This is a genomic window from Comamonas sp. JNW, assembly GCF_003105075.1.
In the GTDB taxonomy this organism is placed as follows: Bacteria; Pseudomonadota; Gammaproteobacteria; order Burkholderiales; family Burkholderiaceae_C; genus Comamonas; species Comamonas squillarum.
The window spans coordinates 41,982-68,129 of the sequence record NZ_QETI01000018.1 but is presented as its reverse complement, the minus strand read 5'-3'; the positions used below and the strand labels follow the sequence as shown (position 1 = coordinate 68,129).

Genomic DNA, 26,148 nt, shown 5'->3' with positions numbered 1-26,148 from the left:
CTGTTTCATTGATGGAGCCCCTGATGCTGTTTCTGCTCTCTCCTGCCAAATCCCTGGACTATGAAACCCCGCTGCCTGCGGGCCTCGCCAGCACACAGCCCCAGTTCATTCCCCAGTCCAAGGCCTTGATCGCAGTGCTGCGCACGCAGTCGCCCCAGCAGATTGCCAGCCTGATGGACATCAGCGACAAGCTCGCTGCGCTGAATGTGGCCCGCTATGAGGCCTGGTCGCCCAAGTTCAGCAGCAAGAACGCGCGCCAGGCCATCATGGCCTTCAACGGCGATGTCTACGACGGCCTGCAGGCCCCCACCTTGAACCCCAAGCAGCTCGACTGGGCGCAGTCCCACCTGTGCATGCTCAGCGGCCTCTACGGCGTGCTACGCCCGCTCGACCTGATGCAGCCCTACCGGCTGGAGATGGGCACGCGCCTGGCGACCGACCAGGGCAGCAACCTCTACCACTTCTGGGGCACGCAGATCGCCGACTACCTCAATGCGCAGCAGGCGGACGAAGACAAGCCCGTGGTCGTCAACCTGGCCTCGCAGGAGTACTTCAAATCGGTCGACCGCAAGGTGCTGCGCGCCCGCGTCATCGACTGCAGCTTTGAAGACTACAAGAACGGCCAGTACAAGATCATCAGCTTCTTTGCCAAGAAGGCACGCGGCCTGATGGCGCGCTACGCCATCGAGCACCAGACCAAGACGCCGGCGGCCTTGAAGAAGTTCAGCACCGCCGGTTATGCCTTCGCGCCCGAGGCCTCGAGTGAAGACCATTTCGTGTTCAGGCGCAAAGTCGATTGATGCGACTTTGATGCACAATGGGCCGCGAAAGGAATCTGATGACAGCCTCGCAACCCCTCACCCCGGAACTGCGCGCCTGGATCATTGATCAGGCCAGCGCCGGCGTCAGCGCCGACCGCGTCTTCAAAGCCATGTGCGATGCCGGCTGGAACGCCGATGTCGCCGAGTCCGCGATGGAATCGGTGCTGACCGAGCACCTCGCGCAGTTGCAGGCGAGCAAGGACACCGCCGCTGCGGCGGCCTCCCAGCCAGCTGCCCTGTCCCGTCCCCTGCCCGAGCCCAACCTGGGCCAATCGCCCTCCACCATCGATGTCGGTGACCGCGAGGTCAGCGTGTTGCTGGCCCTGCAGCACCCGCGCGTCGTCGTATTCGGCAATCTGCTGTCCGACGAGGAGTGCGACGCCATCATCGCTGCGGCCGAGCCGCGCATGCAGCGCTCGCTGACCGTTGAGACCCAGACCGGTGGCGAAGAAGTCAATGCCGACCGCACCAGCGACGGCATGTTCTTCCAGCGCGAGGAGACGCCCGCCGTCGCCGCGCTGGAGCGCCGCATCGCCAAGCTGGTCAACTGGCCGGAAAACCATGGCGAGGGCCTGCAGGTGCTGCACTACCGGCCTGGCGCCGAGTACAAGCCGCACTACGACTATTTCGACCCGACCCAGCCGGGCACGCCGACGATTTTGAAGCGTGGCGGCCAGCGCCTGGCCACCTTGGTGATCTACCTGAACAACCCGCAAGCCGGCGGCGGCACCAGCTTCCCCGATGTGGGGCTGGAAGTGGCGCCGCGCCGCGGCAATGCGGTGTTCTTCAGCTACCCCGCGCCCGACCCCGCAACCAAAAGCCTGCATGGCGGCTCACCGGTGATTGCCGGCGAGAAATGGATCGCCACCAAGTGGTTGCGCGAGGGCGAATTCAAGTAAACCGCTGCCGCCGCCGGGCCCCCGCGCCGGCAGCGGCCGCTTTTTGTTCCACAGCATGACCGTCTCCCCTTCGCCCGAGCAATCGCCCCTGGGCCAGCGCTCCGCATACATCGACCAGTACGACCCCACCCTGCTCTTTCCGCTGCCGCGCCAGGCCAAGCGCGACGAGATTGGCCTGCAAGCCGACAAGCTGCCCTTTTTTGGCGCCGACCTGTGGACGGCCTATGAGGTCTCCTGGCTCAACCTGCGCGGCAAGCCCCAGGTGGCCCTGGTGAGCTTCACCATCCCTTGCGAGACGCCCAATATCGTCGAGAGCAAGTCCTTCAAGCTCTACCTCAACAGCTTCAACAACAGCCGCTTTGGCTCGGTCGATGAGGTACGCGCCAAGCTGCTCGCCGATATCAGCGAAGCCGTATGGCGCGGCGCGCCCTACCAGGCCTCCGTCGGCGTGCAGATGATCGACCCCGAGCTGTTCGACACCCTGCCGCTGCAAGAGCTCGACGGCCTGAACCTGGACCGGCTGGACATCGACTGCGAGCACTACCAGCCCCAACCCCAGCTGCTGCGCGCCGCCTTTGATGAGGCGCCTGTCACCGAGACGCTCAGCAGCCGCCTGCTCAAGAGCAACTGCCTGGTCACCGGCCAGCCCGACTGGGGCAGCGTGCGCATCAGCTATACCGGCCCGGCGATCGACCAGGAACGCCTGCTGCAGTACATCGTGAGCTTTCGCAACCACAACGAATTCCATGAGCAGTGTGTCGAGCGCATGTTTGTCGATATCTGGAAGCACTGCAAGCCGATCCGCCTGACGGTCTATGCCCGTTACACGCGCCGGGGAGGCCTGGACATCAACCCGCTGCGCACCAGCCAGCCGATGGCCCTGCCGGCCAATATCCGCACCGCACGCCAGTAATCAGTCCAGATCGCCGAACAGCGGCAAGGTGTAGGGGTCGGCCTTGTGCTCGGCTATGGCCGGGCGGCTTTGGGCCTGGCGCAATGCCTGGCGCATGGCCTGCCAGTCGCCCACCAAGCCTTGCGCCAAGGCCTGCTCCAGCGGCAGCAGCCCACCCACCCGCACCCCCAGGAGCCGCAGGCGCTGGTCCAATGGCGCGCGCTTCAAGCACTGGCCCGCCGCATGCCGGATGGCAGCGGCATCCTGGGTGTAGAGCGGCAGGCTGTGGTCGCGCGTGGCGATGCGAAAGTCCGGGTAGCGCAGCTTGATGCCAATCGTGCGCCCCACATAGCCTTTGCGCTGCAGGTCAGCCGCCACCATCTGGCACAGCTCGGTAAAGATCGCGCCGAGCTCGGCCTTGTCGCGCACCGCATGCAGGTCGCGGTCAAACGTGGTCTCGCGGCTCATCGATACCGGCTCGCTCTCGGTCACCACGGGCCGGCTGTCCCGCCCCCAGCTCGATGCATGCAGCCAGGCGCCGTAGCTGCGGCCAAAGTGTGCCACCAACCAGGGCAGGTCCTTGGCGGCCAGATCGCCCAATGTGTTAATGCCCAGTGCCTGCAGCTTGGCATCGGCCTTGGGGCCCACGCCATTGATCTTGCGGCAGGCCAGCGGCCAGATCATCGTTTGCAGATCGCTCTCGAGCACAATGGACACGCCATTGGGCTTGTTGAATTCGCTGGCCATCTTGGCCAGCTGCTTGTTGGGGGCCACCCCGACCGAGCAGGTCAGCCCGGTGGCCGCATGGATGGCCGCCTGCATGCGCAACGCCAGGCTGCGGCCATGGTCTTCCTGGCCGCCTTCGACATGGGTGAAGTCGATATAGACCTCGTCCACGCCCCGGTCCTCCATCTGAGGCGCCATCGCGGTGATGATGGCCTTGAACTGGCGCGAGAAATGCCGGTAGCGCGCAAAGTCCACCGGCAGCAGAATAGCCTGCGGGCAGAGCTTGGCCGCCTTCATCATGCCCATGGCCGAGCCCACGCCAAAGGCGCGCGCCGGGTAGGTGGCCGTCGTGATCACGCCCCGGCCCACATAGTCTTTGAGCTGAGGAAAGGCCTCGGGCGGGATCTCGTCCAGGCGCTCGCCATAGCGCGCTTTCAGCGCCTCATCTTCTGCCCGGCGGCCCCCGCCGATGATGACGGGCAGCCCCTTGAGCTGCGGGTAGCGCAGCAGCTCGGCCGAGGCATAGAAGGCATCCATGTCCAGATGCGCAATGCGGCGGCGCGGCGGCAGAACAACAGGCGATGGCGAGGGGGAGGAGCACACCCGGCTATTGTCTCCCAGCGCGGCGCGGCTTGCAGCGGCCAGCCGCGCAAAACCGGCAGCGGAGGCTGCCGAGCCGGCTGCTGCGGGCGGTCAGTGGTCGTGGTGCAGATAGGCGGCCTGCTTGGGCAGGCGCAGGCTGAACAAAAAGGCAATCACCATCATCACCGACACATACCAGAAGAAGGCATTTTCATGGCCGGCGTTCTTCAGCGCCAGCGCGACAAACTCGGCCGAGCCACCAAAAATGGCATTGGCCACCGCATAGGCCAGGCCCACGCCCAGCGCACGCACCTCAGGCGGAAACATCTCCGCTTTGACGATGCCCGAGATCGAGGTGTAGAAGCTCACAATCGCCAGCGCCACCAGGATCAGCAGGCCAGCCGTGACCGGCGACGAGGCCTGGTGCATGGTGGTCAGAATCGGCACGGTGCCCAGCGCACCCAGCGCACCAAACAGCATCATGCTGGTGCGCCGGCCAATGCGGTCGGACAGCGCGCCAAACAGCGGCTGCATGCACATGTACACAAACAGGCACACGGTCATCACGTAACTGGCGGTCTTGATCGGCAGGCCCACGCTGTTGACCAGGTACTTCTGCATATAGGTGGTGAAGGTGTAGAAGATCAGCGAGCCGCCGGCCGTATAGCCCAGCACGGTGACAAAGGCGCGCCAGTGGTGCTTGAACAAGTTGGCCAGGGTGCCGGTTTCCTTGTTCTGCATCGCCTCGGTGGACTGGGTTTCATGCAGAGTCCGGCGCAGCAGCATGGCCACAACGGCCGCCGCAGCGCCCACTACAAATGGAATGCGCCAGCCCCAGGCACGCAGCTCGGCGTCCGTCAGTACCGCTTCCAAAATCACAATCAGCAGCACGGCCAGCAGCTGGCCGCCGATCAGGGTCACATACTGGAACGACGAGAAAAAGCCGCGCTGGCCCTTGAGCGCCACTTCGCTCATATAGGTGGCTGTCGTGCCATATTCACCGCCCACCGACAGGCCCTGGAACAAGCGGCACATCAGCAGCAAAAACGGCGCCCATGCCCCAATCTGCGCATAGGTGGGCAGGCAGGCAATCACCAGGGAGCCGGCGCACATCATGGTCACCGAGATCAGCATCGACTTCTTGCGGCCGTACTTGTCGGCAATGCGGCCAAACAGCCAGCCGCCGATGGGGCGCATCAAAAAGCCGGCGGCAAACACCCCGGCGGTGTTGAGCAGCTGTACGGTGGGATCACCCTTAGGGAAGAAGGCGGCGGCAAAGTAGATGGCCGAGAACGCATAGACATAGAAGTCAAACCATTCGACCAGGTTGCCCGACGAGGCCGCCATGATAGAGAAAATGCGGTGGCGCTTTTCTTCAGGGCTGTAATGGGGAGGGGTATTGGCCGAAGTCTGGGCGGCCGATGGCCCAGATCCTGGCACGGAGGGTGTTGTCATTGGAATGGTCCCGTGTAGCAATGCAGACCATGATGCGCCGCCTGCGAGACCCTCTGATGTCAGACGGGCGCTGAATTTCCACCGCCCGCACCCACCCCATTGGCTAAAGCTGGGTGCAGATCACCACAATACCGACCAGCATCAGCGCAATGCCCCATTTCTCATTGCGGCGCAGCTGCTCCTTGAGCACCCGGCGCGAGACCAGGTAGCTGAACACCACCTCGACCATGCCCAGGGTGCGTACCGACGCGGCGCTTTGCAGCGCGTACGCGCTGAACCAGGCGAGCGACGCCGCACTGCCCATGCAGCCCGCCAACAGCGACACGCGCCAGGCCTGGGCAATGCGGACCAGCACGCTGCGGTCACGCCAGACAAACCAGGCGCCCATCGCCAAGGTCTGCATGCACTGCGCAATGAACACGCCCCAGGCGCCCGACAGCAGCGCGCTGGGCGCATTGAGCGCCAGCGCCGCACCGCGAAAGCCCACTGTCGCAATCGCAAAGCAGGCGCCGCAGATCAGGCCATACATCGCAGCCTTGCTGCGCCAGTCGAACTTGGCGCCGATCTGGCGCGGCGGCAAGGACAGCAGCGCCACGCCAATGGTGGCAATGGCCATCGCTGCCAGCGCCCAGTAGGTGGGCAGCTCGCCCAGAAAGACCGCGCCAAACAGCGCCACCTGCAGCACCTCGGTCTTGGACAGCGTGACGGCGACGGCAAAATTGCGCTGCTGCATCGCCAGCAGCAAGGCGCCAGTGGCGGCGATCTGGAAGAACGCGCCCAGCGCCAGCCAGCCAAAATAGGCGCCAGTCCAATGCGCAATCTCAGGCGCCTTGGCGGGCAAGGTGTAGAGCAGCACCAGCGCCAGCGCAGCCAGCGGCAGGCCGTAGAGAAAACGCACCAAGGTGGCGGGCCAGGTGCCCAGATCGCGGGTCAGCGAGCGCTGCGCCGCATTGCGCGCCGTCTGCGCGATGGCGGCAAACACCACCAGCGCCATCCACCAACCACCCCATTGCATTCCCGCTCCGTCAGCCATTACCGCATCCACTTCATCACAAGGCCACCGATGGTAGGCCATCGGCGCTACCCGTGCGCCTGCATTTGGCGATGCGAGCCTGCGGCATCAAGAGGGGCCAGCACGCTGCCTGCCCCCTGCTCCGCTCAATAAGGCTGGGGATAGGTGCCGGGCACCAGAATGCGCGGGTCCACATTGTTGATGTTGGTGTGGCCGCAAAAGGCCATCGACACATCGAGCTCCTTGTGGATGATCTGCAGCGCGCGCGTCACGCCCTCTTGGCCATAAGCGCCCAGGCCGTACAGAAAGCTGCGGCCGATCAACGTGCCCTGGGCGCCCAGCGCGCGGGCCTTGAGGACATCCTGGCCACTGCGGATGCCGCTGTCCAGCCAGACCTCGATGTCCTTGCCGGCAGCCTGCACGATGGACGGCAGCGCATCAATCGTCGCAGGCGCGCCATCGAGCTGGCGGCCGCCATGGTTGCTGACGATCAGTGCATCGGCCCCGGTCTCGGCAGCCAGCCGCGCATCCTCGGCCTCCATGATGCCCTTGAGGATCAGCTTGCCACCCCAGCGCTTCTTGATCCACTCCACATCGCCCCAGTTCAGGCAGGGGTCGAACTGGTCGGCCGTCCACGACGACAGCGAGCTCACATCGGCCACGCCATCGACATGGCCGACGATATTGCCAAAAGTGCGGCGCTTGGTGCCCAGCATGCCCATGCACCAGCGCGGCTTGGTCGCCAGGTTGATGAGGTTCTTGATCGTCGGCTTGGGCGGTGTGGACAGGCCGTTCTTGATGTCCTTGTGGCGCTGGCCCAGGATCTGCAGGTCCAGCGTTAGCTGCAGCGCCGAGCAATTGGCCGCCTTGGCGCGGTCGATCAGGCGCTCCATAAAGCCCCGGTCGCGCATCACATAGAGCTGGAACCAGAAGGGGTGGCGGCCCGTGTGCTCGGCCACATCTTCGAGCGAGCAGATGCTCATCGTCGACAAGGTGAACGGGATGCCAAAGGCCTTGGCCGCGCGGGCCGCCAGGATTTCGCCATCGGCATGCTGCATGCCCGTGAGGCCCGTGGGCGCAATGGCCACGGGCATGCTGACCTCTTGCCCCACCATGGTGCTGCGCGTGCTGCGCCCTTCCATATTGACTGCCACGCGCTGGCGCAACTTGATCTTGTGGAAGGCTGCCTCGTTGTCGCGGTAGGTGCCCTGGGTGTAGGAGCCCGAGTCCGCATAGTCGTAAAACATCCGCGGCACACGCTTTTCAGCCAGGACGCGCAAATCTTCAATACATGTGATCTTGGATAAATCAGCCACAAATCTTCCTTGTTATCAAGCCACTGCAGCGGCGCTGGTGGCCAGGCCCCTGTGTAACCCGCTGTGCCCGGCGTCCTTGTCACGCAGGCGGCAAACCCCACACCTTCGTTACAAGAGCTAGGGGTTTTACAGGACTACGGGCAGACAGCTAGGCCGACATTATGTCGATGTTCTATCCATCCAGGTGTTTTTGGCATAACAGCAGTGCATAGCCATCCTGGTGGTGCATGGCCTCCGGCCGCGCGCTTGCGCTGCGCTACAACGAGGAGTCAGGCATGGTTTGGCAACAGATCTACAACCCGGTGGGCAATATGGTGCTCTCCACCTTGCTGGCGGCGCTGCCGGTGGTGGTGATGCTCGTAGGGCTGGGTTTTCTCCACCTCAAGGCACATATTGCGGCCGGCGCCGGCCTGGTCTGCGCACTGCTCATAGCGATCGTGGTCTATGGCATGCCGGCCGATATGGCGGGCCGCGCAGCGGTCTTCGGCGGTTTGACCGGACTGCTGCCCATTGGCTGGATCGTGCTGAACATCATCTTTTTGCACCAGCTGACGGAGCACAACGGCAGCTTCAAGATCCTGCAGGACTCGATTGCCGGAATCACCGAGGACCGCCGCATCCAGCTGCTGCTGATCGCCTTTGCCTTTGGCGCCTTTTTTGAAGGTGCGGCAGGCTTTGGCACGCCAGTCGCAGTCACGGCGGCGATTCTGATCGGCCTGGGTTTTTCGCCGCTGGCCGCCTCGGGCCTGTCGCTGATTGCCAATACCGCGCCCGTCGCCTTTGGCGCGCTGGGCACGCCGGTGATCACCTTGGCCAAGGTCCATGGCTATGACCTGATGGAGGTCACCGCGATGGTCGGCCGCCAGTTGCCCTTCTTCTCGGTGCTGGTTCCGTTCTGGCTGATCTGGGCCTTTGCCGGCCGCAAGGCCATGGTGGAGATCTGGCCGGCCATCCTCGTCACCGGCCTGTCGTTTGCGATTCCGCAGTATCTCGTGTCCAACTTTATCGGCCCGGAGTTGGTTGACATCATTGCCGCCATCGTCTCCATGGGCTGCCTGATCGGCTTTCTGCGCGTGTGGCAGCCCAAGAACATCTGGCGCAGCACCTCGCTCAAGAGCCGCGACACCAGCGAAGACAGCACGGCCAAGCCGCGCGCCGTGGTGGCCCATGCCCGCGCCGATGTGATCCGCGCCTGGACGCCCTGGGCCATCCTGACGGTGTTTGTGTTCATCTGGGGCCTGCCCTCGGTCAAGGCCGCGCTCAACGGCCTGTTTGCGCCATCCTTCCCGATGACGGGGCTGCACAACATGATCGAGAAGGTGCCACCCGTCGTGCCTCAGCCCACCAAGGAAGGCGCGGTCTATGTACTCAACCTGCTGTCAGCCACCGGCACCGGCATTCTGCTGTCGGCCATCGTCGGCGGCCTGGTGATGAGGTACAGCCCGCTGGCCCTCATCAAGCAGTTCTTCAAGACGATCTGGCTGGTACGCTTTTCGCTGCTGACCATTGTGCTGATGCTGGCGCTGGGCACCCTCACCCGCTACTCCGGCACCGACACCACCTTGGGCCTGGCCTTTGCCAACACCGGCGTGTTCTACCCCTTCTTTGGCACGATGATGGGCTGGCTGGGCGTGGCGCTGACGGGCTCGGACACCGCATCCAACGTGCTGTTTGGCGGCATGCAGAAGGTGGCTGCCGAGCAGCTGGGCCTGTCACCCAACCTGATGGGCGCGGCCAACAGCTCGGGCGGCGTGATGGGCAAGATGATCGATGCACAGTCCATCGTCGTGGCCTCTACCGCCACGCGCTGGTTCAACCATGAGGGCGACATCCTGCGCTATGTGTTCTTCCACTCGGTGGCGCTCGCCACCTTGGTGGGCATCTTTGTCACCTTGCAGGCCTATGTCTACCCCTTCACCTTGATGGTGGTGAAGTAAACACAGCGGGGCTCCCAGAGGAGCCCCGTTCATCGCATCCCAGTTGTTAAACAGCAGGGACCGCAGGGTTCAGGCTGTACAAGCCGGTAATGCTGGCCTGGCCCAGCACCGGGGCCCTGGCCAGCGCGGCGCGCACATTGGCACCCGTCAGTGCACCGTCGACTGACAAGCTGGGCGTGGCCAGCGCATAGACCGTGAACACATAGTGGTGCACCAGGCTGTCGTTCCAGGGTGGGCAGGGGCCGTCATAGCCGTAGTACTCGCCTTGCATCTGCGCATCGGCGGCAAACCAGCCGGTGTAGTCGTTGATGCCATGGCGCAGGCCCTGGGGCGCAGCGGGGCCCGGCTTGCCATGGGCGGTGATGCCGTCTGACTGTGCACCGGCGGCGATCTCGGTGGTGCCCACTGGAATGTCCAGCAGCAACCAGTGGAAGAAATCGACCCGGGGCAGATCGGCCGGCACCGTGCGGCCTTCCTGGTTCACATCATCGCCCCGGCTGGGCACATCGGGATCATGGCAGACGATGACAAAGGACTGCGTGCCGGCGGGCACATCGCGCCAGGCCAGGTGCGGATTGCGGTTGGACGACAGCAAGACATGGGCTGTCGCATCGGGCACGGCAAAAGCGAACTCGCCAGGAATGGCCTGGCCGTCTTGAAAGCTATGGCTGCTGAGCTGCATCTGATAAATCCTTTGCGGGTATGAAAAAGCCAAAGGGCCTCGACCGGGGTCAGGGCACATTGGCAAATTCTAGGGATCTTCTGTAAAACCCTCGCCAAGCGGGATGGATGCGGATCGCCCGAGACCGCGTTCAGACCACGGCAGGGAGTTTTGCAGAGGATCCCCGCGGGCTGCTGCGCAGCTGTCAGTCATCCCCCTCCCGCAAACCGATAGGGCCAGGCCTCAATGCCCGCCGATATAGGCAAACTTGAACAGGAACAGCGCCGCAATGATCCAGACCATCCAGTGCACCTCGCGGGCGCGGCCGGTGAACAGCTTGATGGCCGCATAGGAGATAAAGCCAAAGGCCAGGCCGTTGGCGATCGAGTAGGTGAAGGGCATCATCACGGCAGTGATGGCAGCGGGAATGGCCTCGGTCGTATCGGCCCAGTCCACCTCGGTCAGCTCTTTGAGCATCAGGCAGGCGACGAACAGCAGCGCAGGAGCAGTGGCATAAGCGGGTACCGAGCCAGCCAAAGGCGCAATGAACAAGCAGGCCAGGAACAGCACCGCCACGGTGACAGCGGTCAGGCCTGTGCGGCCACCGGCCTGCACACCCGAGGCGCTCTCGACATAGGCGGTGGCGCTGGACGTGCCCAGCAGCGAGCCGGCAAAGATCGCACCACTGTCGGCCAGCAGCGAGCGGTGAAAGCGCTCCATCTTGCCGGGCACCAGGAGGCCGGCGCGCTTGGCCACGCCCATCAGGGTGCCGGTGGCATCAAACAGCTCGACCAGAAAAAACACCAGCACCACGTTCAGAAAGCCGCTGGACAGCGCGGTCTTGATATCGAGCTGCAGGAAGGTGGGCGCGATCGATGGCGGTGCCGAGAACACGCCCTGGAACTGGTTGCCGCCAAAGATGAAAGAGGCCACGGTGACGGCCAGAATGCCGATCAGGATGGCGCCGGGCACGCGCAGGCGGTCGAGCACCACGATCAGGAAAAAGCCCAGCGTGAACAGGATCACCGATGGCGAATGCAGATCACCCAAGGTCACCAAGGTGGCCTTGGATTCGACCACCACCCCGGCACTCTTGAGCGCAATCAGCGCCAGAAAGAGCCCGATACCGACGGTGATGGCCACGCGGATCGAAGCCGGTATGCCGTTGATGATCTGGTCGCGTATGCGAAAGATGGTCACCAGCAAGAACAGGCACCCCGAGACAAAGACCGCCCCCAGCGCCGCCTGCCAGGTGTAGCCCATGCCCAGCACCACCACATAGGCAAAGTAGGCGTTCAGCCCCATGCCGGGCGCCACCGCAATCGGGTAGTTCGCATACAGCCCCATCAGCACCGAGCCCAGCGCCGCAATCAGGCAGGTGGCGACAAACACCGCGCCCTTGGGCATGCCCGCGTCCCCCAGGATGGAGGGGTTGACGAACATGATGTAGGCCATCGTCAAAAAGGTAGTGATCCCCGCGAGCACCTCGGTCCGCACCGTTGTGCCGTGCTCTCCCAGCTTGAAATAATTGTCCAGCGCGCTCATGGCTGCTCCTCGTGGTTATGCATCGTTAATGGGAAGCTGATTCGTATCGAAGGCGGCGAGTATCGCAGCTGCCCGCGCAGGCTGCCGGGCTGCGCCGTCAAAGCCCTGTCTGCACGGCCGCGATGGCGTCGAGCACCGCCTCGGCCGTGGCCGGTGCGCGCAGCGGTGGGCAGCAACCGGGCGCGCCGGTTGCAGCCACCGCATCGCGTATCGCAAACAGCACCGAGAACGGCAGCAGCAGCGGCGGCTCGCCCACCGCCTTGCTGCGGTGGATGGTCTCGTGCGGGTTGGCGCCGTCAAACAGCTGCACGTTCAGCACGGGCGGGCAGTCGTTGGCGGTCGGGATCTTGTAGGTGCTGGGGGCATGGGTCATCAAGGCACCGGTCTTGGGGTGCCAGACCAGCTGCTCCATCGTGAGCCAGCCCATGCCCTGGATAAACGCGCCCTCGACCTGGCCAATGTCCACGGCCGGGTTCAGCGACTGGCCCACATCATGGATCACATCGGCGCGCAGCAGCTTGCTCTCGCCGGTCAAGGTGTCCACCACCACTTCGCTCACAGCCGCGCCGTAGGCAAAGTAGAAGAAGGGCCGGCCGCGCATTGCCGCCCCATCCCAGGACAGGCCAGGCGTCGCATAAAAGCCATCGGACCACAGCTGCACCCGCTCCAGATAGGCCTGCTTGACCAGGGCTTCAAAACGCAGGCTCTGGCCCGCGCAATGCACCTCGTCATTGACAAAGCGCACCGATGCCGGGTCGGCTCCGTGCTGCGCCGCCAGGCAGGCCGCCAGGCGTTCGCGGATCTGGCGCGCCGCATCCTGCGCGGCCTTGCCGTTCAGGTCGGTACCGGTCGATGCCGCCGTCGCCGAGGTGTTGGCCACCTTGGTCGTGTCGGTAGCCGTCACCCGCACCCGCTCAAAGGCCACGCCCAGCTCATGCGCGACCACCTGGGCCACCTTGGTGTTCAGGCCCTGGCCCATCTCGGTGCCACCATGATTGACCAGGATGGAGCCATCGTTGTAGACATGGACCAGGGCGCCGGCCTGGTTGAAGTGCTTGACGTTGAAGGAGATGCCGAACTTGACCGGTGTCAGCGCCAGGCCACGCTTGAGCACGGGGCTCGTGGCATTGAAGGCATCGACCTGCGCGCGCCGCGCCCGGTAGTCGCTGCGCGCCTCCAGCTGCGCCACCAGCTCGTCGATGATGTTGTCGTCCACCTCCTGGCCATAGGGCGTGCACTGCCCGCTGTCCTTGGCATAGAAATTGGCGCGGCGCACATCGAGCGCATCCTTGCCCAGCTGCCGCGCGATCGAGTCCATGATGTTCTCCATCACGATCGCGCCCTGCGGCCCGCCAAAGCCGCGAAACGCGGTATTGCTCTGGGTATTGGTCTTGCCCATGAAGCCGCGCATGCGCACATTGGGCAGCCAGTAGGCATTGTCGAAATGGCAGAGCGCGCGGGTCATCACCGGCGCCGACAGATCGGCCGAGTGGCCGGCGCGCGAGACCATGGTCACCTCGGCGCCCAGAATGCGGCCAGCATCGTCATAGCCAATGTCGTACTCGTACCAGAAGCAATGGCGCCGGCCGGTGATCATGAAGTCATCGTCGCGGTCCAGCCGCAGCTTGACGGGCCGGCCCAGCTTGCGCGCCGCCACCGCCGCCACGCAGGCAAACAGCGCCGATTGCGATTCCTTGCCGCCAAAGCCGCCGCCCATGCGCCGGCATTCCACATGCACCGCATGCGACTGCACACCCAGCGCATGCGCGACCAGGTGCTGCATCTCGCTGGGATGCTGGGTGGAGCACAGCACATGCATCGCGCCGCCCTCCTTGGGGATGGCGTAGCTGATCTGGCCTTCGAGGTAGAACTGCTCCTGGCCGCCCACCTCCCAGGTTCCCTGCAGCCGGTGCGGGGCCTGGGCGATGGCCTGGGGGGCGCCGCCGGCATCGGTCTCGCGCACCAGCTGCATCGGTGGCATCACATACTGGCCCAGTGCATGGGCCTGCTGCGGCGTCAGCACCGGCTCGGCCTCCTCTACCGTGACCAGCTTGCGCGCCATCGCGGCCACACGCCGCGCGGTTTGCCGGTCGCGGGCCAGCACCGCAAACATCGGCTGGCCCAGGTAACGGATCTCGCCATCGCAGAGGATGGGGTCGTCATGGATGATGGAGCCGCAGTCATTGACGCCGGGAATATCGGCCGCCGTCAGCACCGCCACCACACCGGGCTGGGCGCGCAGCGCGTCCACATCCATGGAGAGCAGGCGGCCATGGGCAATGGGCGACAGGCCCAGCGCGCAATGCAGGCTGCCAGCCAGCTCAGGCATATCGTCGATATAGGCGGCCTCACCGGCCACATGCCAGGCGGCAGACTCATGGCTGCGGCTGATGCCGACCTGGTGGCCCTGCTGGCGCGCCCGCGCTTCCTGCGCCACGTCGATGCGTGCCTTTTGGTTGTCGCGGTAATCGGCAAAGGCTTCGGCGCCTGCCAACACATGCTTGGGGATCGAGGTGTTCATATCAGGCTCCGGTGGCTGCGGCCTGCGGGGCCTGGGCGCTGCTGACCCAATGCGGCATCGCGGCCCAGACGGTAGTGGCATCGGCTGGCAAGGGGGCATCGGCCCGGGTCTCCAGCCACAGGCGCTGCAGCAGGTTCTGCGCCACCTTGAGGCGGTAAGCGGCGCTCGCCCGCATGTCGGTCATTGGTTGAAAATCCTCGGCCAGCGCGGCTTGGGCGCGCTGCACGGCCTGCACCGTCCAGGCCTGGCCCAGCAGCGCAGCTTCTGCCTTGGCGGCGCGCCGCACTGTGGCCGCCATGCCGCCAAAGGCCAGGCGCACGGTCTCCACCTGGCCCTGGGCATCCAGCTGCAGCGAAAAGCCCGCGCACAGTGCCGAGATATCGCAGTCAAAGCGCTTGCTGATCTTGTAGGCCCGCACCTGGCGCGCCTGCACCGCCAGCGGCACGCGCAGGCCCTGCACCCACTCGCCGGGCTCCAGCTGGTTCTTCATGTAGTCCACATAAAAATCGGTCAGCGGCATACGCCGCAGGCGCTCGCCCAGGCGCAGCTCGATCTCGGCATCCAGCGCCATCAGCACCGGCGGGGCATCGCCAATCGGCGAGCCATTGGCCACATTGCCGCCCATGGTGCCGGCATGGCGCACAGGGGGCGATGCAAAGCGCAGCCAGACCTCGGTGAGCGAGGGAAAACGCTGGGCTAGTGCGGCCCAGGCCGATTCCAGCGAAGCACCCGCACCAATGCAGAGCATGCCATCGCGCTCTTCGATGCGGCGCAGCTCCGCCACGCGCCCCACGGCAATCAAATCGCCCAGCGGCCGGAACTGCTTGTTGATCCACAAGGCCACATCGGTGGTGCCGCCGATCAGGCGGGCATCGGGCAGCGCGGCGCGCAGCTGGGCCAGGCTCTCAACGCTGGCCGGCGCGTGGAAATGCTGGGGCTGGCCGCCGCTGGGGCTGTAGGCATAGCTCCAGTCAGCATCGCTGCGCAGCGCCTGCAGGGCCGTCACCACGGGCGCCGCATCCAGCTGGCGGGCGGGCAGGTCCAGCATCTGCTGGCCAGCATCCAGAATCGGCCGGTAGCCGGTGCAGCGGCAGAGGTTGCCGCTCAGCGCGTCGGCCAGCTGCTGGCGCGTGGGCGCCGCGCCCTGGCTGGCCTGCTGCCGCTCATACACGGACCACAGCGACATGACAAAACCGGGCGTGCAAAAGCCGCATTGCGAGCCATGGCAGTCCACCATGGCCTGCTGCACCGGGTGCAGATCGCCGCAAGCCTTTCCGGCATCTTTGGGGCGGCAGCTGGTCTTCATGTCTTCCACCGTAAAGAGCGCCTTGCCATGCAGGCTGGGCAGCAGCTGGATGCAGGCATTGACGGTCTGCAGCTTGAGGCCTTGCACGGCCTGCGGATCGCCCGGTTCGGCCAGCTCAGCGAGCATCACCGTGCAGGCGCCGCAATCGCCTTCATTGCAGCCCTCCTTGGTGCCGGTGCAGCGCGCGTCCTCGCGCAGCCAGTCCAGCACACTGCGCGTGGGGGCCAGGCCTTCAACTTCAGTGATACGGCCTTGGTGGTAGAAACGGATGGCTTGTGGGGCGGTCATGGGGCTCATGGTGGGGCTCGGTCGCGCATTGCCGCGCCGGTCTGCAAAACTGTGTACAAGCGTAGTGTGCCGCGCAGCGCCAGGCATAACAAGCCAGCGATAGGCGCTATGGTGCAGCGCGTATATTTTTGGGTTAACCCGTATCTTTCTGACCCGCAAAAACGTAAGCAATGGTCGCGCCTTGCGGGTTTACCAGGGCTGCGGCCATGGCAAGCAGGTATATTGCCTGGATGATGTTCCGCCGCCCCCACCCTGCGATGCGCCAGCTCGCCACCGCCGTCAGCCTGGGCCTTGCCGCCTGCGCCGTATTTGCCCAGACCAGCGCGCCGCAAGAGCCGCCGAATCTGAGCCAGGCCGAGTTCCAGTCCTGTCTGAGCGAGCTGCGCAGCAGCAAGGCCTTTGCCGCAATCACGCCGGCCACCTTCAGCCAGTACACCGCCCAGCTCCAGCCCGATGCCACGGTGCTGCCTCTGCTCAACCGCCAGCCCGAGTTCACGATGCCCGTCTGGGACTACATCGCCGTGCTGGTCGACGAGCAGCGCGTGGCCGAGGGCCGCGCCGCCTATGCCAAGTGGAAGGACACCCTGGACCAGATCGAACAGAGCACCGGCGTTGCCCCGCAGATCGTCATCGGCGTCTGGGGTGTGGAGAGCAACTTCGGCCAGAACCTGGGCGGGCGCTCGCTGGTGCAGTCGCTGGGCACCCTGTCCTGCTTTGGCCGCCGCCAGGCCTATTTCCGGGGCGAGTTCGCCAGCGCGCTGCGCATTCTGCAAGAAGGCCATATTGCCGAGTCCAAGCTGGTGGGCTCCTGGGCGGGCGCCTTTGGCCAGACCCAGTTCATGCCCTCCACCTTTTTCCGCAGCGCCGTGGACTTTGACGGCGATGGCCGCCGCGACATCGTCGACAGCGTGCCCGATGCGCTGGCCTCGACCGCCATGTTCCTGAAGAACGCGGGCTACCGCCCGGGTCAGCCCTGGGGCTTTGAGGTCAAGCTGCCCAGTGGTTTCAGCACCGCCGATGCCGGCCGCAAGAACAAGAAGCCGCTGGACTTCTGGCGCTCGTCCGGCGTCACCCTGGCCAATGGCGATCCACTGCCCGATTCGCTGCCATCGGCCGGCCTGATGATCCCGGCCGCCGGCGGCCCCGCCTTCCTGGTGGGGCGCAATTTTGATGCGCTCTACAGCTACAACGCCTCGGAAAACTATGGCCTGGCCATTGCGCAGCTGTCCAACCTGGTGGCCGACACCCAGCAGCGCCAGATCAGCTTTGTCACCCCCTGGCCCACCGACGACCTGGGCCTGTCGCGCGCGCAGAACAAGGAGCTGCAGCAGGCGCTGCTGACCCGGGGTTATGCGATTGGCGAACCCGATGGAATGATTGGCGCCAAGACACGCGAAGCCATCAAGGCCGAGCAAAACCGCCTGGGCATGGAGGCCGATGGCCGCGCCGGCCAAAAGCTGCTGCGCGCGCTCGTCAACTGATACCGCTGGAGCCACACCATGATTGTCACCACCACCCCCAGCATTGAAGGCAAGCGCATCAGCCGCTACTGCGGCATCGTCAACGGCGAAGCCATTTTGGGCGCCAACTTTTTCAAGGACTGGTTTGCCGGCATCCGCGATATCGTCGGCGGCCGCTCGGGCACCTACGAAAAAGAGCTGCAAAAGGCAAGAGACATTGCACTCAATGAGCTGCAGGAGCGCGCCAAGGCGCTGGGCGCCAATGCCGTCGTCGGCATCGACCTCGACTACGAAGTGCTGGGCAAGGACAACGGCATGCTGATGGTCTCGGCCAGCGGCACGGCCGTGGTGGTCGGTTAAGAGCGGCTGTCATCGCTGCAGCAGCCCCCTTGGTGGCTGCCGCATATCGTTAGCGCTTGGCCTGTTTGACGCCCGCGCCGCGCACTTCCAGGCGGATGCTGTCCAGCACCTCGCCCTGTGCATTGACCAGCTCCACCTGGTGGCGGCCCGGCCAGGGCAGCCAGGCCCAGCGCGCGCCGCGCGCAACATCCTTGCCATCGATGCGCCAGCGGGCAGCGGCCGAATCGGCGACAAACTGCAGGCGCTGGCGCTCGGGTGGAATGTCCGGGTCCACCGCGACAATCGTGCCGTTGGCCGGGGCCAGAATGCGCACTGCAGGCGGGGCTGCTGCACCGTTGCCGTCAGCCGATCGCCCGGCAACGCTGCGGCCGCCGACCATCTCATCGACCCCGGTCGCCTGGCCATCGAGCGCAAAGCGCGGCTGCGCGGTGCCGGCCAGGAACCACTCCTCACGCCGCGCCTCCAGCGCAAAACCGGCGCCCGATTGCCCAGCAGGCGCGGGGCCAAAATCCACCCATTGCGCCTGCAAACCGGCCGGCGCCTTGGGCGCGCGGCTGGGCTGGCCCTGGTGCAAAAAGGCCATGATGCTGGCCCAGACGGGTGCCGCGCCGCTGGTGCCGCTGACCGAATGCATGGCTTCACCACTGGCATTGCCGACCCAGACGCCCACCGTGTAGCGGTCTGACCAGCCGACGGCCCAGTTGTCGCGCATGTCCTTGCTGGTGCCGGTTTTCACCGCCGCCCAGCTGCGCGTGCCCAGCACGCTATCGAGGCCAAAGGTGCGCACGCGGGCATTGCCGTCGGCCAGCATATCGCCCACCACATAGGCGGCGCCCGCATCCATGGCCTGGCGGAACTGCGGCTTGCCGCCACGCGTATAGGCCACCGGGCTGTAGCGCCCGCCGTTGGCCAGCGCGCGGTAGGCATTGGTCAGCTGCACCAGCGGAATATCGGGGCTGCCCAGCGCCAGGCTGTAGCCAAAATAGCTGCCGCTCTCGCGCATCGGCATGCCCAGGCGCACCAGCTGGTCAAAGAAATCGTCGACGCCCACCATCACCAGGGTGCGCACCGCCGGCACATTGAGCGAGGCGCCCAGCGCCGTGCGCACCGACACCCAGCCTTTGAAGCTACGGTCGTAGTTCTGCGGAATATAGAGGCCGCTGGCCGTGGGAATGCGCGCGGGCGAGTCCTCGATCAAGGACGCAGCCGTCAGCTTGTGCTCGGCAATCGCCTGGCCATAGAGAAAGGGCTTCAAGGTCGAGCCCGGCTGGCGCGGCGCCAGCACCGCATCCACAGCATGTGCCTGGCTCAGTGCGCCAGAGGACCCGACCCAGGCCAGCACCTCGCCGCTGGCATTGTCCAGCACCAGCACCGCGCCGTCCTGCACATTGCTGCCCTGCAAGGCCTGCAGGTGCTGGCCCAGCATATCGACCGCATAGCGCTGCAGCGGCGCGCTCAAGGTGGTGCGCAGGCTGGCCATGGCCGCCTGCTGGGTTTTGCCATCCGCGCCTTGCCGTGCCTCGCGCAGCGCAATGCGGCTGAAGTGCGGCGCAATCCCTTCGCTGGCATCAAAGGCACGCTTTTTCAGCGCGATCTCGGTGAAGAACACGATCGCTTCGCAGTCGAGCTTGGGATCGCGCCGCATCTCCTTGAGCACCCCGCAGGCGCGCTGGCCCACCTGGCTGGGCCGCGCATTGGGCGCGCGCACCAGCGCGGCGGCCACCGCCGCCTCGCGGTCATCCAAGCCATGGGGAGCCTTGTCAAACAAGGTGCGCGATAGCGCATCAATGCCCACCAGCTCGCCCCTGAAAGGCACCAGGTTCAGGTAGGCCTCCAGGATCTGGGTTTTCTGCCATCGCCTATCCAGCACCTGGGCAGCGACCGTCTGGCCGACCTTTTGCACCACCGAGCGGCCACCATTGCTGCGCCGCCAGTCGCCGTCAAGCAGGCCGGCCAGCTGCATGCTGATGGTGCTGGCCCCGCGTGTGCGCTGGTTCCAGAGGTTGCCCCAGGCAGCCGATGTGACGGCAGCCCAGTCCACGCCACTGTGCTCGTAAAAGCGCTTGTCCTCGCTCAACAGCATGGCGGTGCGCAGCGCAGCCGACACATCGCCCAGTGCCACCCAATCGCCCCGGCGCACCGTGCTGTCGGTGCGCACCCTCTGCAGCAGTTCGCCTTCGCGCGACAGCACCCGCGTCTCCGACGAACTGAAGTCCTGGCGCACCTCGCCAAAGCTGGGCACGGCCTGGGCCAGTGGTGCATGCACCAGGCAGGCCAGGGCCAGCAGCCGCCAGCGGGCTATAGCGCGCAGCCTCATGGCGCCACGGGCACAACCGTCACCTTGGGGTTGGGCGCCATGCCGAACATTTCGGGCGCATACAGCGCCTCGACGCGGGTCGATGGCAGCGCAAACTCACCGGTGTTGTTGACGCGGTAGCTGTACTGCAGGCTGAGCTTGCCCTGGGGCAGGTAGCCGTAGTAGGCGCGGTAGCTCTCAAAGGACCGCTCCTCAAAGGCCTTCCAGCCCCAGCCGGTCGATTTCTCGCCCGCCGTGGACAGTGCCGAGTCCCGGCCCAGGCCGCTGCCCAGGATGGTGGCGCCGCCCGGGATCGGATCGGTGATCGCCACCCAGGTCATGTTGGCGCTGGCGTTGACCTCCAGGGTCACGCGCAGCACATCGCCCCGGGTGTACTGGCCGGCGGGCAGGTTCTTGTTGGCCTGCTCGACGGCCACCACGGTCTTGCTGATGGTGTAGCCGGCCGACAGCGGCTGCTTGAGCGGCACGGCCGCCTGCGACTGCACGGTCAACCAGGGCTTGCCGGTGCCTTTTTGCTGTACCTTCAAGCTCTGGTTGCCAGCGGCCCACGGCAGGTCAATGGTGTTGTTGAGCCACTGCGCGACCTGCTCGGTCGGGCCGGGCGTGCGCTTGCCGCCCTGCGCCAGCAGCTCAATCGCGTCCTGCGCCTTGGTTACGCGACTCCAGTCCACCGTACCGGACTTGCCGGCCATGCTGGCCTCGGTCGTGCCGGTCACGGGTGTGGACTCATAAGTGCGCGAGAAGCGCTCCAGCGCCAGCGCGCCCCAGAGGTTGGCCGTGGTCGTCGTCCAGGCACCGCTCTTTTGGCGGCTGATGAAGCTGCTGGCCAGGCGTGGCATGTCGTCCTTCCAGGCCGGGTCGTCCATCACCACCAGCAGGAAGCGCGCCAGGGTGGTATCGCCGTTTTGCATCAGCCACCACCAGTAGTCGTTGTTCTCATTGGCGAACAGCACCTTGGTGCCCTGGTAGCTCAGGCGCGCACGCAGGATCTGGTTGGCCTCTTCGAGCAGCTTGCTGCGGTTGGGCACATCCTTCATATGGCCGAGGATCGACAGCCAGTCCACCACGGTCTGGGTGGGCCAGTCGTTGGGCGCAATCTGGATGCTGGTCAGCATGCGCGGCTGGGCCTTGCCATACAGCGCCAACGCATTGATGGCAGCGAGCTTGCGCACTTCCAGGTCGGAGCGCGGGCTCCAGAACTTGCGCTCGATGCGGCCATCGATGAAGCGGGACAGCGCTTCCTGCATGCGGCCCAGCGGCGCGGCTGGGATCGCAAAGGCGGGGTCGATGCGCTTCATCTCGAAAGCGGCCTGCAGCAGGTGGGCGGTCAGCGCATCGCTGCCGGTGTTGCTGCTGCCCGCTTGCGGCGGGAAGTAGTTGGCCAGGCCGTCGCCATCGAGGTAGGTGGGCAGGCGTTCCATCGTGCTCTTCCACAGCGCAGCATCCTGCATGCCGATGGATTTGCTGGTGGTCTGCTCCAGGCAGGCATACGGGTAGGCACGCCACCAGTCACGCACACCGGGCAAGCCTTCTGCCAGGCGCGGCACCAGCGACAGCTTCAAACCGCCACGGCCGGGCAAGGCATCGGCCGGTGCGCTGACGGGCATCTCCAGGCTGCCGTCGAGCTGCACCAGGGTGGCCTGCAGGGTCTCCACCGCCACAGCGGGCACCACGCGCTGGCTGACCTTGAGCGCATCGGCGGCATCGCCCTGCTTGTCCTTGGCGCTGATCTCCCAGAGCAGCTCGCCCTGGCGGCTTTGCGACATGTCGGCAGGCGCCGTCACGCTCCAGCTCACGGTGCGGGCCTCGTTCGCGGCCACGTCCACTGTCTGCGGCTCGAGCTGCAGCAAGGTGGCCTTGGGGGTGACCAGCACCTGCATGGGCTTGCTGGTGGTATTGCGCAAGGTGACCTGGGCGTCATAGCGGTCACCATCGCGCACCAAAGGCGGCAGGCCGCTGATGATCTGCAGCTCCTGCGTGGTGCGGATCTGGGTGGTGCCGGTGCCAAACAGCTCCAGACCGCTCTCGGCCACGGCCACGATCTTGAAGCTGGTCAGTGCGTCGTTGAGCGGCACATCGACCTCGGCGCGGCCATTCGCATCCAGCACCACATTGGGCTGCCACAGCAGCAGGGTGTCGAGCAGCTCGCGGGTCTGGCCATTGCCACCACCACCGCCCGCTGCCACGGCCTTGCGGCCATAGTGGCGCCGGCCAATGATTTCCATCTGGGCGGTGGAGGTCTCCACGCCCCAGGATCGCTTTTGGTACATGGCTTCGAGCAGTGCCCAGGTGTCATTGCTCTTGAGTTCGAGCAAGGCCTGGTCCACAGCCGCCACCGACACGGCCGCGCCCGCAGCTGGCTTGCCATTGGGCAGCTTGGCTTCGATCGTGACCTTGGCGGTATTGCGGATGCGGTAGCTTTCCTTGTCGCTCTTGACGGTCACGGCCAGCTGGCGGTCGGCAATGCCGACACGGATCTCGGCCGCGCCCAGGCGGTAGGCGGGCTTGGACAGGTCCACCAGGGCGGTGGGCGCCACATATTCCTTGCCCTCGTACCAGAACGAGGTCCACCATTCACGCGGCGACTTGAAGCCCCAGGTGAAGAAGCTGTACCAAGGCACTTCGCGCAGGCGGCCACGCAGCGCCATCACGCTGACGTAGACATTCGGGCCCCAGCCCTCTTGCACCTTCAGGTTGACCGTGGGGTCATCGCCGCGCAGGGTGACCACCTGGCTGGAGAGCACGCCTTCGCGCTCCACCGTCACCAGCGCCGTCGCTTCGCGGAAGGGCATGCGCACCTGAAAGCGCGCAGTGTCCCCCACCTTGTAGGATTTCTTCTCTGGCAGCAGGTCCATGCGGTCGGTGTCTTCACCGCCAAACCAGAGCTCGCCCTGCTTGGTCACCCAGACCGAGGTCGCAGCCTTGGAGCTGCGGCTCTTGTCATCCGTCGCCTCGGCGATCAGCTCGGTCTCGCCGCCTTCGCTCAGCTGGGTGCTGCAGTCGAGCAGGCCCTTGGCATCACTCTTGCCACTGCAGACGACGCCCAGGTCCTTGTAGCTCTCATGGTTCTCGTAGCTGTAAAAGCCCCCGACCATGCGCTTGCGCGTGGAGGTGACGATGCGCGCCACCGCCCGCACCTGCAGCTTGACGCCCGAGACGGGCTTGCCCGACGGCGTCAGCGACAGCGCCTGGAAGCTCAGCTTCTTGTCGGTGGAGGCCCAGTTCTCGGCCTTGATGCCAGCAACCACCGATGCAGGCCAGATCACGCTGTGGTGGCTGATGGTCTGCACCTCGCCATTGGGGTCGGAAAAACTCGCCTCCAGCAGCAGATCCTGCGGCGCCACCGAGCTGGGCACCTGCTCGATCTCGGCCTTGCCCACGCCATTGGCATCCAGGGTCAGCGCCAGCTTGTCGGCAATCACGCGGCGGTCATTGCTGTAGTCCTCGCCATCGTTGCCCGCGCCGGGCAGCTTGCGGCTCAGATAAGGCCGGCCAAACGAGAACGTGTCATAGTCCTCAAAGCTCACCGCATGCGACTGGATCGCGGCCGAGACCTTGACCGCCTCCTTGGCCGCTGCGCCGCCCGAGAGGTAGGACAGCTGCACCTGGGCGCCGAGCTTGCCCGGCTGCACGATGGGTGCAGGCTGGTCCGGCGTCACGCTGCCCTTGAACACCGGCAGGCGGTACTCTTCCACCCGGAACGAGCCGGTCTGCATCTCCATCGAGCCCCATTTGCCCTTGCCGCCCTTGAGCGTGATGCGGTAGGTGCCCAGCTTGGCGGCTTTGGGAATCTTGAACTCGGACACGGCCGACAGGCCCTGGCCCGGACGCTCCCAGCTGATGGGCAGCTCAAACTCATCATTGCTGCCCACATGGGTGATGACCACCTGGTTGGGCAACTGCTCCTTGCCGGGCAGCCCCAGGCCGCCCATGGTCTGGCTGCGGATCAGGTGCTTCATCGACACCGTCTCGCCAGCGCGCAGCAGGCTGCGGTCCAGCACCGTGTGGGCGATCACATCCTGCACCGGGCTGCTGTCGGTCTCGAGGTTGAAGCGCCAGCTCTCGATGCCGCGCTGCCAGTCGCTCCAGACAAAGGCCATGTCCTGCTTGCCGTCGACCGTGGCGCGCGCGCTCACAAAGTAGGCAGCGCTGGTGTCGCTGTTGGAGCCGGCCTCGCAGCGCACCTGCGCCTGGGTGTCGAGCTTGTCAAAGCGGGCCACGCCGTCCTTGTCGGTCATGCCCTGCACCAGCGTCTTGCCGTCGCAGCTGGAGATGCGCACCTGCGCATTGGCCACCGGCTTGCCCTTGTCCAGGCTGGTCACCCAGGCCATCGCGTTTTCACGGCCCAGCTTGAAGTGCACGCCCAGGTTGGTCACCAGTGCCGAGCTGCGCACAAACATCACGCGGCGGGCGCTGTCGTAGTCGGTATTGAGCAGCGCGTCACCCAGCATTGGCGAGGCGATTTCGACCACATGGAAGCCGGTCTCCAGCGGAATACCAACGACCTCGAAGGGGCGCGGGTCCTTGCTGTCTGTCTTGGGCAGCGCCAGCTTCTTGCTGGTGGCCTGGCCTTCGAGCAGCGAGAGCATGCGGGTCTCGACATTGTTCTTGTCGCCATCGGGCAGCACATTGGGCAGCGGGATCTTGCTGTCCTGCGCCGCCTGCTTGCGGCTGACCTGCCAGTTGTCATAGCGCTGCAGTTTGCGGTACCAGCGGATGATGTCGGCATCGCTTTGCAGCTGCAGGGTCGAGACAGTGCCCTTGTCCTCGATCGACAGGCCCTGGATCTGCAGGTCCTGCTCCACATTGCGCAGGGTTACCGGGAACATCGCCGGGCCCTTGTCGCCTTCGGCAAAGCGCTCGACCACGCCAAACGGCGAGGCGGCAAACTTGGCCAGCGGCGGCATCAGCCCGCTTTGCACCTGCAGCGGGAACAGGTTGGCATTGGCCAGCGGCCGGTCCGATTCGTCCTTGAAGCCCTGGGGCAGCACGATACGCATCGTCTCCTTCTCGCCAAAGGGCGGCGCAAACTGCAGGCGGTTGACCTCGCCCTCTTCGCCGTCATCGGGAAAGCTCGCCTTGACCCGGCCTTTGGAGGTCTCCAGGAAGATGCCTTCGGCGAGCTTGCGGTCCACCGAAGCGCTGAAAAGCAGGTTGAGCGGGCGGATCGGCAGGCAGCCGGCCTGCGCATTGGCGCGCTCGCAGCTGAACTCGGCCGTGAACGGCGGGCGCACCTGGTAGTCGAAGCGGCGCTCACGCGTCTGCTTGACGCCGTTGTCGGTGCTCACCCCCGCGCCCACCACCAGGCTCATCTGGGCGCCCTCGGGCAAGGCCCGCTGGCATTGCAAGGCGACATGGCGGCGTGGCCGCTGCTGCAAGCTATCGCGGCCAAACTGGCTTTGCATGAAGTCATCGGACTCCGAGGCGGAGAGGATGCGCACTGGAATGCGCTCCCCAATGCCCTTGACCGTGCACCAGGTGTTGTCCTGCACCGAGCTGGTCACGACATCGGCATTGAACTGCAGGCCAAAGAACTGGCGGCTGTCGAGCGGCTGGTAGCTGCTGGGCACCACGCGCGTCACCGACGGCCCTCCGGTGGCAAAGCGGTACTGGGCCGCGCCCTTGACCGGCTCGCCGGCAACATCCTTGAGGTTGGCGACCTTTTCGACCGTGCAACGCACACCGGGCGGCAGGTCATCGGCCAGGTCAAACACCCATTCGCGCGGGCCCGTCCAGCGTCCCGTCCCCTGGCTCTGGGCCTGTTTGTTGTCGCAGTCGAGTTTGACGGGCGCTGCCGCACGCAGATCGCCCATCGGCACCACCGCCGCATCGAACTTGACCACTATTTGCCGTACCCGGGCCACCTCGCCCTGCGGTGACACCGATGTGATGCTTGTGGCATGGGCGGACAGGCCCAGCGCGGCCCAGCCGGCGCCCGCCAGCCAGCGTTGTAATGTTGTATTCACGGAGCTCTCCCCTAGGATGGTGAGAGCGTACCAAAATTAGCCTGCGCCAGTGTTGGCTGGCCGCCCAGGGCAGCCAGGTGTTTC

General features: G+C 65.4%; 16 protein-coding genes. 6 read left to right on the top strand and 10 right to left on the bottom strand.

The features are described 5' to 3' along the window. Nucleotides 1-23 precede the first annotated feature (23 nt). The 3 genes from yaaA to queF are packed head-to-tail and all read left to right on the top strand — an operon-like array spanning nucleotide 24 to nucleotide 2,633. Complete coding sequence (gene yaaA, locus DCO45_RS20500) at nucleotides 24-800, top strand: peroxide stress protein YaaA (RefSeq protein WP_116927569.1); 777 nt, start codon at nucleotides 24-26, stop codon at nucleotides 798-800. A gap of 38 nt (nucleotides 801-838) precedes the next feature. Beyond that, entirely contained in the window at nucleotides 839-1,720 is an 882-nt protein-coding gene (locus DCO45_RS20495) for a 2OG-Fe(II) oxygenase (protein WP_243419436.1), read from the top strand. Nucleotides 1,721-1,775: 55 nt separating this feature from the next. Beyond that, nucleotides 1,776-2,633 (top strand): NADPH-dependent 7-cyano-7-deazaguanine reductase QueF, encoded by an 858-nt coding sequence (gene queF / locus DCO45_RS20490; RefSeq protein ID WP_116927539.1) that lies wholly within the window; start codon nucleotides 1,776-1,778, stop codon nucleotides 2,631-2,633. Here the strand turns inward: queF and DCO45_RS20485 are convergent, their stop codons facing one another. From DCO45_RS20485 to DCO45_RS20470, 4 genes are all read right to left on the bottom strand, one after another. Continuing rightward, a complete protein-coding gene (locus DCO45_RS20485) occupies nucleotides 2,634-3,875 on the bottom strand; it encodes a DNA polymerase IV (protein ID WP_116927538.1) in 1,242 nt (413 codons plus the stop codon). A gap of 156 nt (nucleotides 3,876-4,031) precedes the next feature. Continuing rightward, a complete protein-coding gene (locus DCO45_RS20480; RefSeq protein ID WP_116927537.1) occupies nucleotides 4,032-5,375 on the bottom strand; it encodes an MFS family transporter in 1,344 nt (447 codons plus the stop codon). Between the two features lie 103 nt (nucleotides 5,376-5,478). After that, nucleotides 5,479-6,390, bottom strand: a complete 912-nt coding sequence (locus DCO45_RS20475; protein WP_116927536.1) for a DMT family transporter — start codon at nucleotides 6,388-6,390, stop codon at nucleotides 5,479-5,481. A gap of 143 nt (nucleotides 6,391-6,533) precedes the next feature. Continuing rightward, nucleotides 6,534-7,703 carry an alpha-hydroxy acid oxidase gene (locus tag DCO45_RS20470; protein WP_116927535.1) on the bottom strand — a complete coding sequence of 390 codons (1,170 nt, stop codon included), beginning with the start codon at nucleotides 7,701-7,703 and terminating at the stop codon, nucleotides 6,534-6,536. Nucleotides 7,704-7,978: 275 nt separating this feature from the next. Between DCO45_RS20470 and DCO45_RS20465 the strand changes: the two genes are divergently transcribed. Continuing rightward, entirely contained in the window at nucleotides 7,979-9,640 is a 1,662-nt protein-coding gene (locus DCO45_RS20465; protein ID WP_116927568.1) for an L-lactate permease, read from the top strand. 46 nt (nucleotides 9,641-9,686) lie between these two features. Here DCO45_RS20465 and DCO45_RS20460 read toward each other — a convergent pair whose 3' ends face one another. The 4 genes from DCO45_RS20460 to xdhA form a co-directional block, all read right to left on the bottom strand. Further along, the gene (locus DCO45_RS20460) at nucleotides 9,687-10,322 is read right to left on the bottom strand and encodes a YbhB/YbcL family Raf kinase inhibitor-like protein (protein ID WP_116927534.1); all 636 of its coding nucleotides are present in this window, start codon (nucleotides 10,320-10,322) and stop codon (nucleotides 9,687-9,689) included. A gap of 222 nt (nucleotides 10,323-10,544) precedes the next feature. Beyond that, on the bottom strand, nucleotides 10,545-11,846 hold the full coding sequence (locus DCO45_RS20455; protein ID WP_116927533.1) for an NCS2 family permease: 1,302 nt from the start codon (nucleotides 11,844-11,846) through the stop codon (nucleotides 10,545-10,547). 97 nt (nucleotides 11,847-11,943) lie between these two features. Continuing rightward, nucleotides 11,944-14,367: a xanthine dehydrogenase molybdopterin binding subunit gene (gene xdhB, locus DCO45_RS20450; protein WP_116927532.1), complete on the bottom strand. Its 2,424-nt coding sequence runs from the start codon at nucleotides 14,365-14,367 to the stop codon at nucleotides 11,944-11,946. 1 nt (nucleotide 14,368) lies between these two features. Beyond that, nucleotides 14,369-15,970: a xanthine dehydrogenase small subunit gene (gene xdhA / locus DCO45_RS20445; RefSeq protein WP_116927531.1), complete on the bottom strand. Its 1,602-nt coding sequence runs from the start codon at nucleotides 15,968-15,970 to the stop codon at nucleotides 14,369-14,371. Nucleotides 15,971-16,167: 197 nt separating this feature from the next. Between xdhA and DCO45_RS20440 the strand changes: the two genes are divergently transcribed. Together DCO45_RS20440 and DCO45_RS20435 are read left to right on the top strand one after the other, a co-directional pair. Further along, on the top strand, nucleotides 16,168-17,442 hold the full coding sequence (locus DCO45_RS20440; protein ID WP_243419435.1) for a lytic murein transglycosylase: 1,275 nt from the start codon (nucleotides 16,168-16,170) through the stop codon (nucleotides 17,440-17,442). A gap of 18 nt (nucleotides 17,443-17,460) precedes the next feature. Beyond that, entirely contained in the window at nucleotides 17,461-17,781 is a 321-nt protein-coding gene (locus DCO45_RS20435) for a heavy metal-binding domain-containing protein (protein WP_116927530.1), read from the top strand. Between the two features lie 49 nt (nucleotides 17,782-17,830). Here the strand turns inward: DCO45_RS20435 and pbpC are convergent, their stop codons facing one another. Then, a complete protein-coding gene (gene pbpC / locus DCO45_RS20430; protein ID WP_116927529.1) occupies nucleotides 17,831-20,098 on the bottom strand; it encodes a penicillin-binding protein 1C in 2,268 nt (755 codons plus the stop codon). Next, nucleotides 20,095-26,064: an MG2 domain-containing protein gene (locus DCO45_RS20425; protein ID WP_243419434.1), complete on the bottom strand. Its 5,970-nt coding sequence runs from the start codon at nucleotides 26,062-26,064 to the stop codon at nucleotides 20,095-20,097. Before DCO45_RS20425 ends, pbpC begins: the two co-directional genes overlap by 4 nt. Nucleotides 26,065-26,148 lie beyond the last annotated feature (84 nt).

Coding starts and splice junctions, on each gene's coding strand:
- yaaA (WP_116927569.1), top strand. CDS start 24: ATGCTGTTTCTGCTCTCTCCTGCCAAATCCCTGGACTATGAAACCCCG.
- DCO45_RS20495 (WP_243419436.1), top strand. CDS start 839: ATGACAGCCTCGCAACCCCTCACCCCGGAACTGCGCGCCTGGATCATT.
- queF (WP_116927539.1), top strand. CDS start 1,776: ATGACCGTCTCCCCTTCGCCCGAGCAATCGCCCCTGGGCCAGCGCTCC.
- DCO45_RS20485 (WP_116927538.1), bottom strand. CDS start 3,875: ATGGATGCCTTCTATGCCTCGGCCGAGCTGCTGCGCTACCCGCAGCTC.
- DCO45_RS20480 (WP_116927537.1), bottom strand. CDS start 5,375: ATGACAACACCCTCCGTGCCAGGATCTGGGCCATCGGCCGCCCAGACT.
- DCO45_RS20475 (WP_116927536.1), bottom strand. CDS start 6,390: ATGCAATGGGGTGGTTGGTGGATGGCGCTGGTGGTGTTTGCCGCCATC.
- DCO45_RS20465 (WP_116927568.1), top strand. CDS start 7,979: ATGGTTTGGCAACAGATCTACAACCCGGTGGGCAATATGGTGCTCTCC.
- DCO45_RS20460 (WP_116927534.1), bottom strand. CDS start 10,322: ATGCAGCTCAGCAGCCATAGCTTTCAAGACGGCCAGGCCATTCCTGGC.
- DCO45_RS20455 (WP_116927533.1), bottom strand. CDS start 11,846: ATGAGCGCGCTGGACAATTATTTCAAGCTGGGAGAGCACGGCACAACG.
- xdhB (WP_116927532.1), bottom strand. CDS start 14,367: ATGAACACCTCGATCCCCAAGCATGTGTTGGCAGGCGCCGAAGCCTTT.
- xdhA (WP_116927531.1), bottom strand. CDS start 15,970: ATGAGCCCCATGACCGCCCCACAAGCCATCCGTTTCTACCACCAAGGC.
- DCO45_RS20440 (WP_243419435.1), top strand. CDS start 16,168: ATGGCAAGCAGGTATATTGCCTGGATGATGTTCCGCCGCCCCCACCCT.
- DCO45_RS20435 (WP_116927530.1), top strand. CDS start 17,461: ATGATTGTCACCACCACCCCCAGCATTGAAGGCAAGCGCATCAGCCGC.
- pbpC (WP_116927529.1), bottom strand. CDS start 20,098: ATGAGGCTGCGCGCTATAGCCCGCTGGCGGCTGCTGGCCCTGGCCTGC.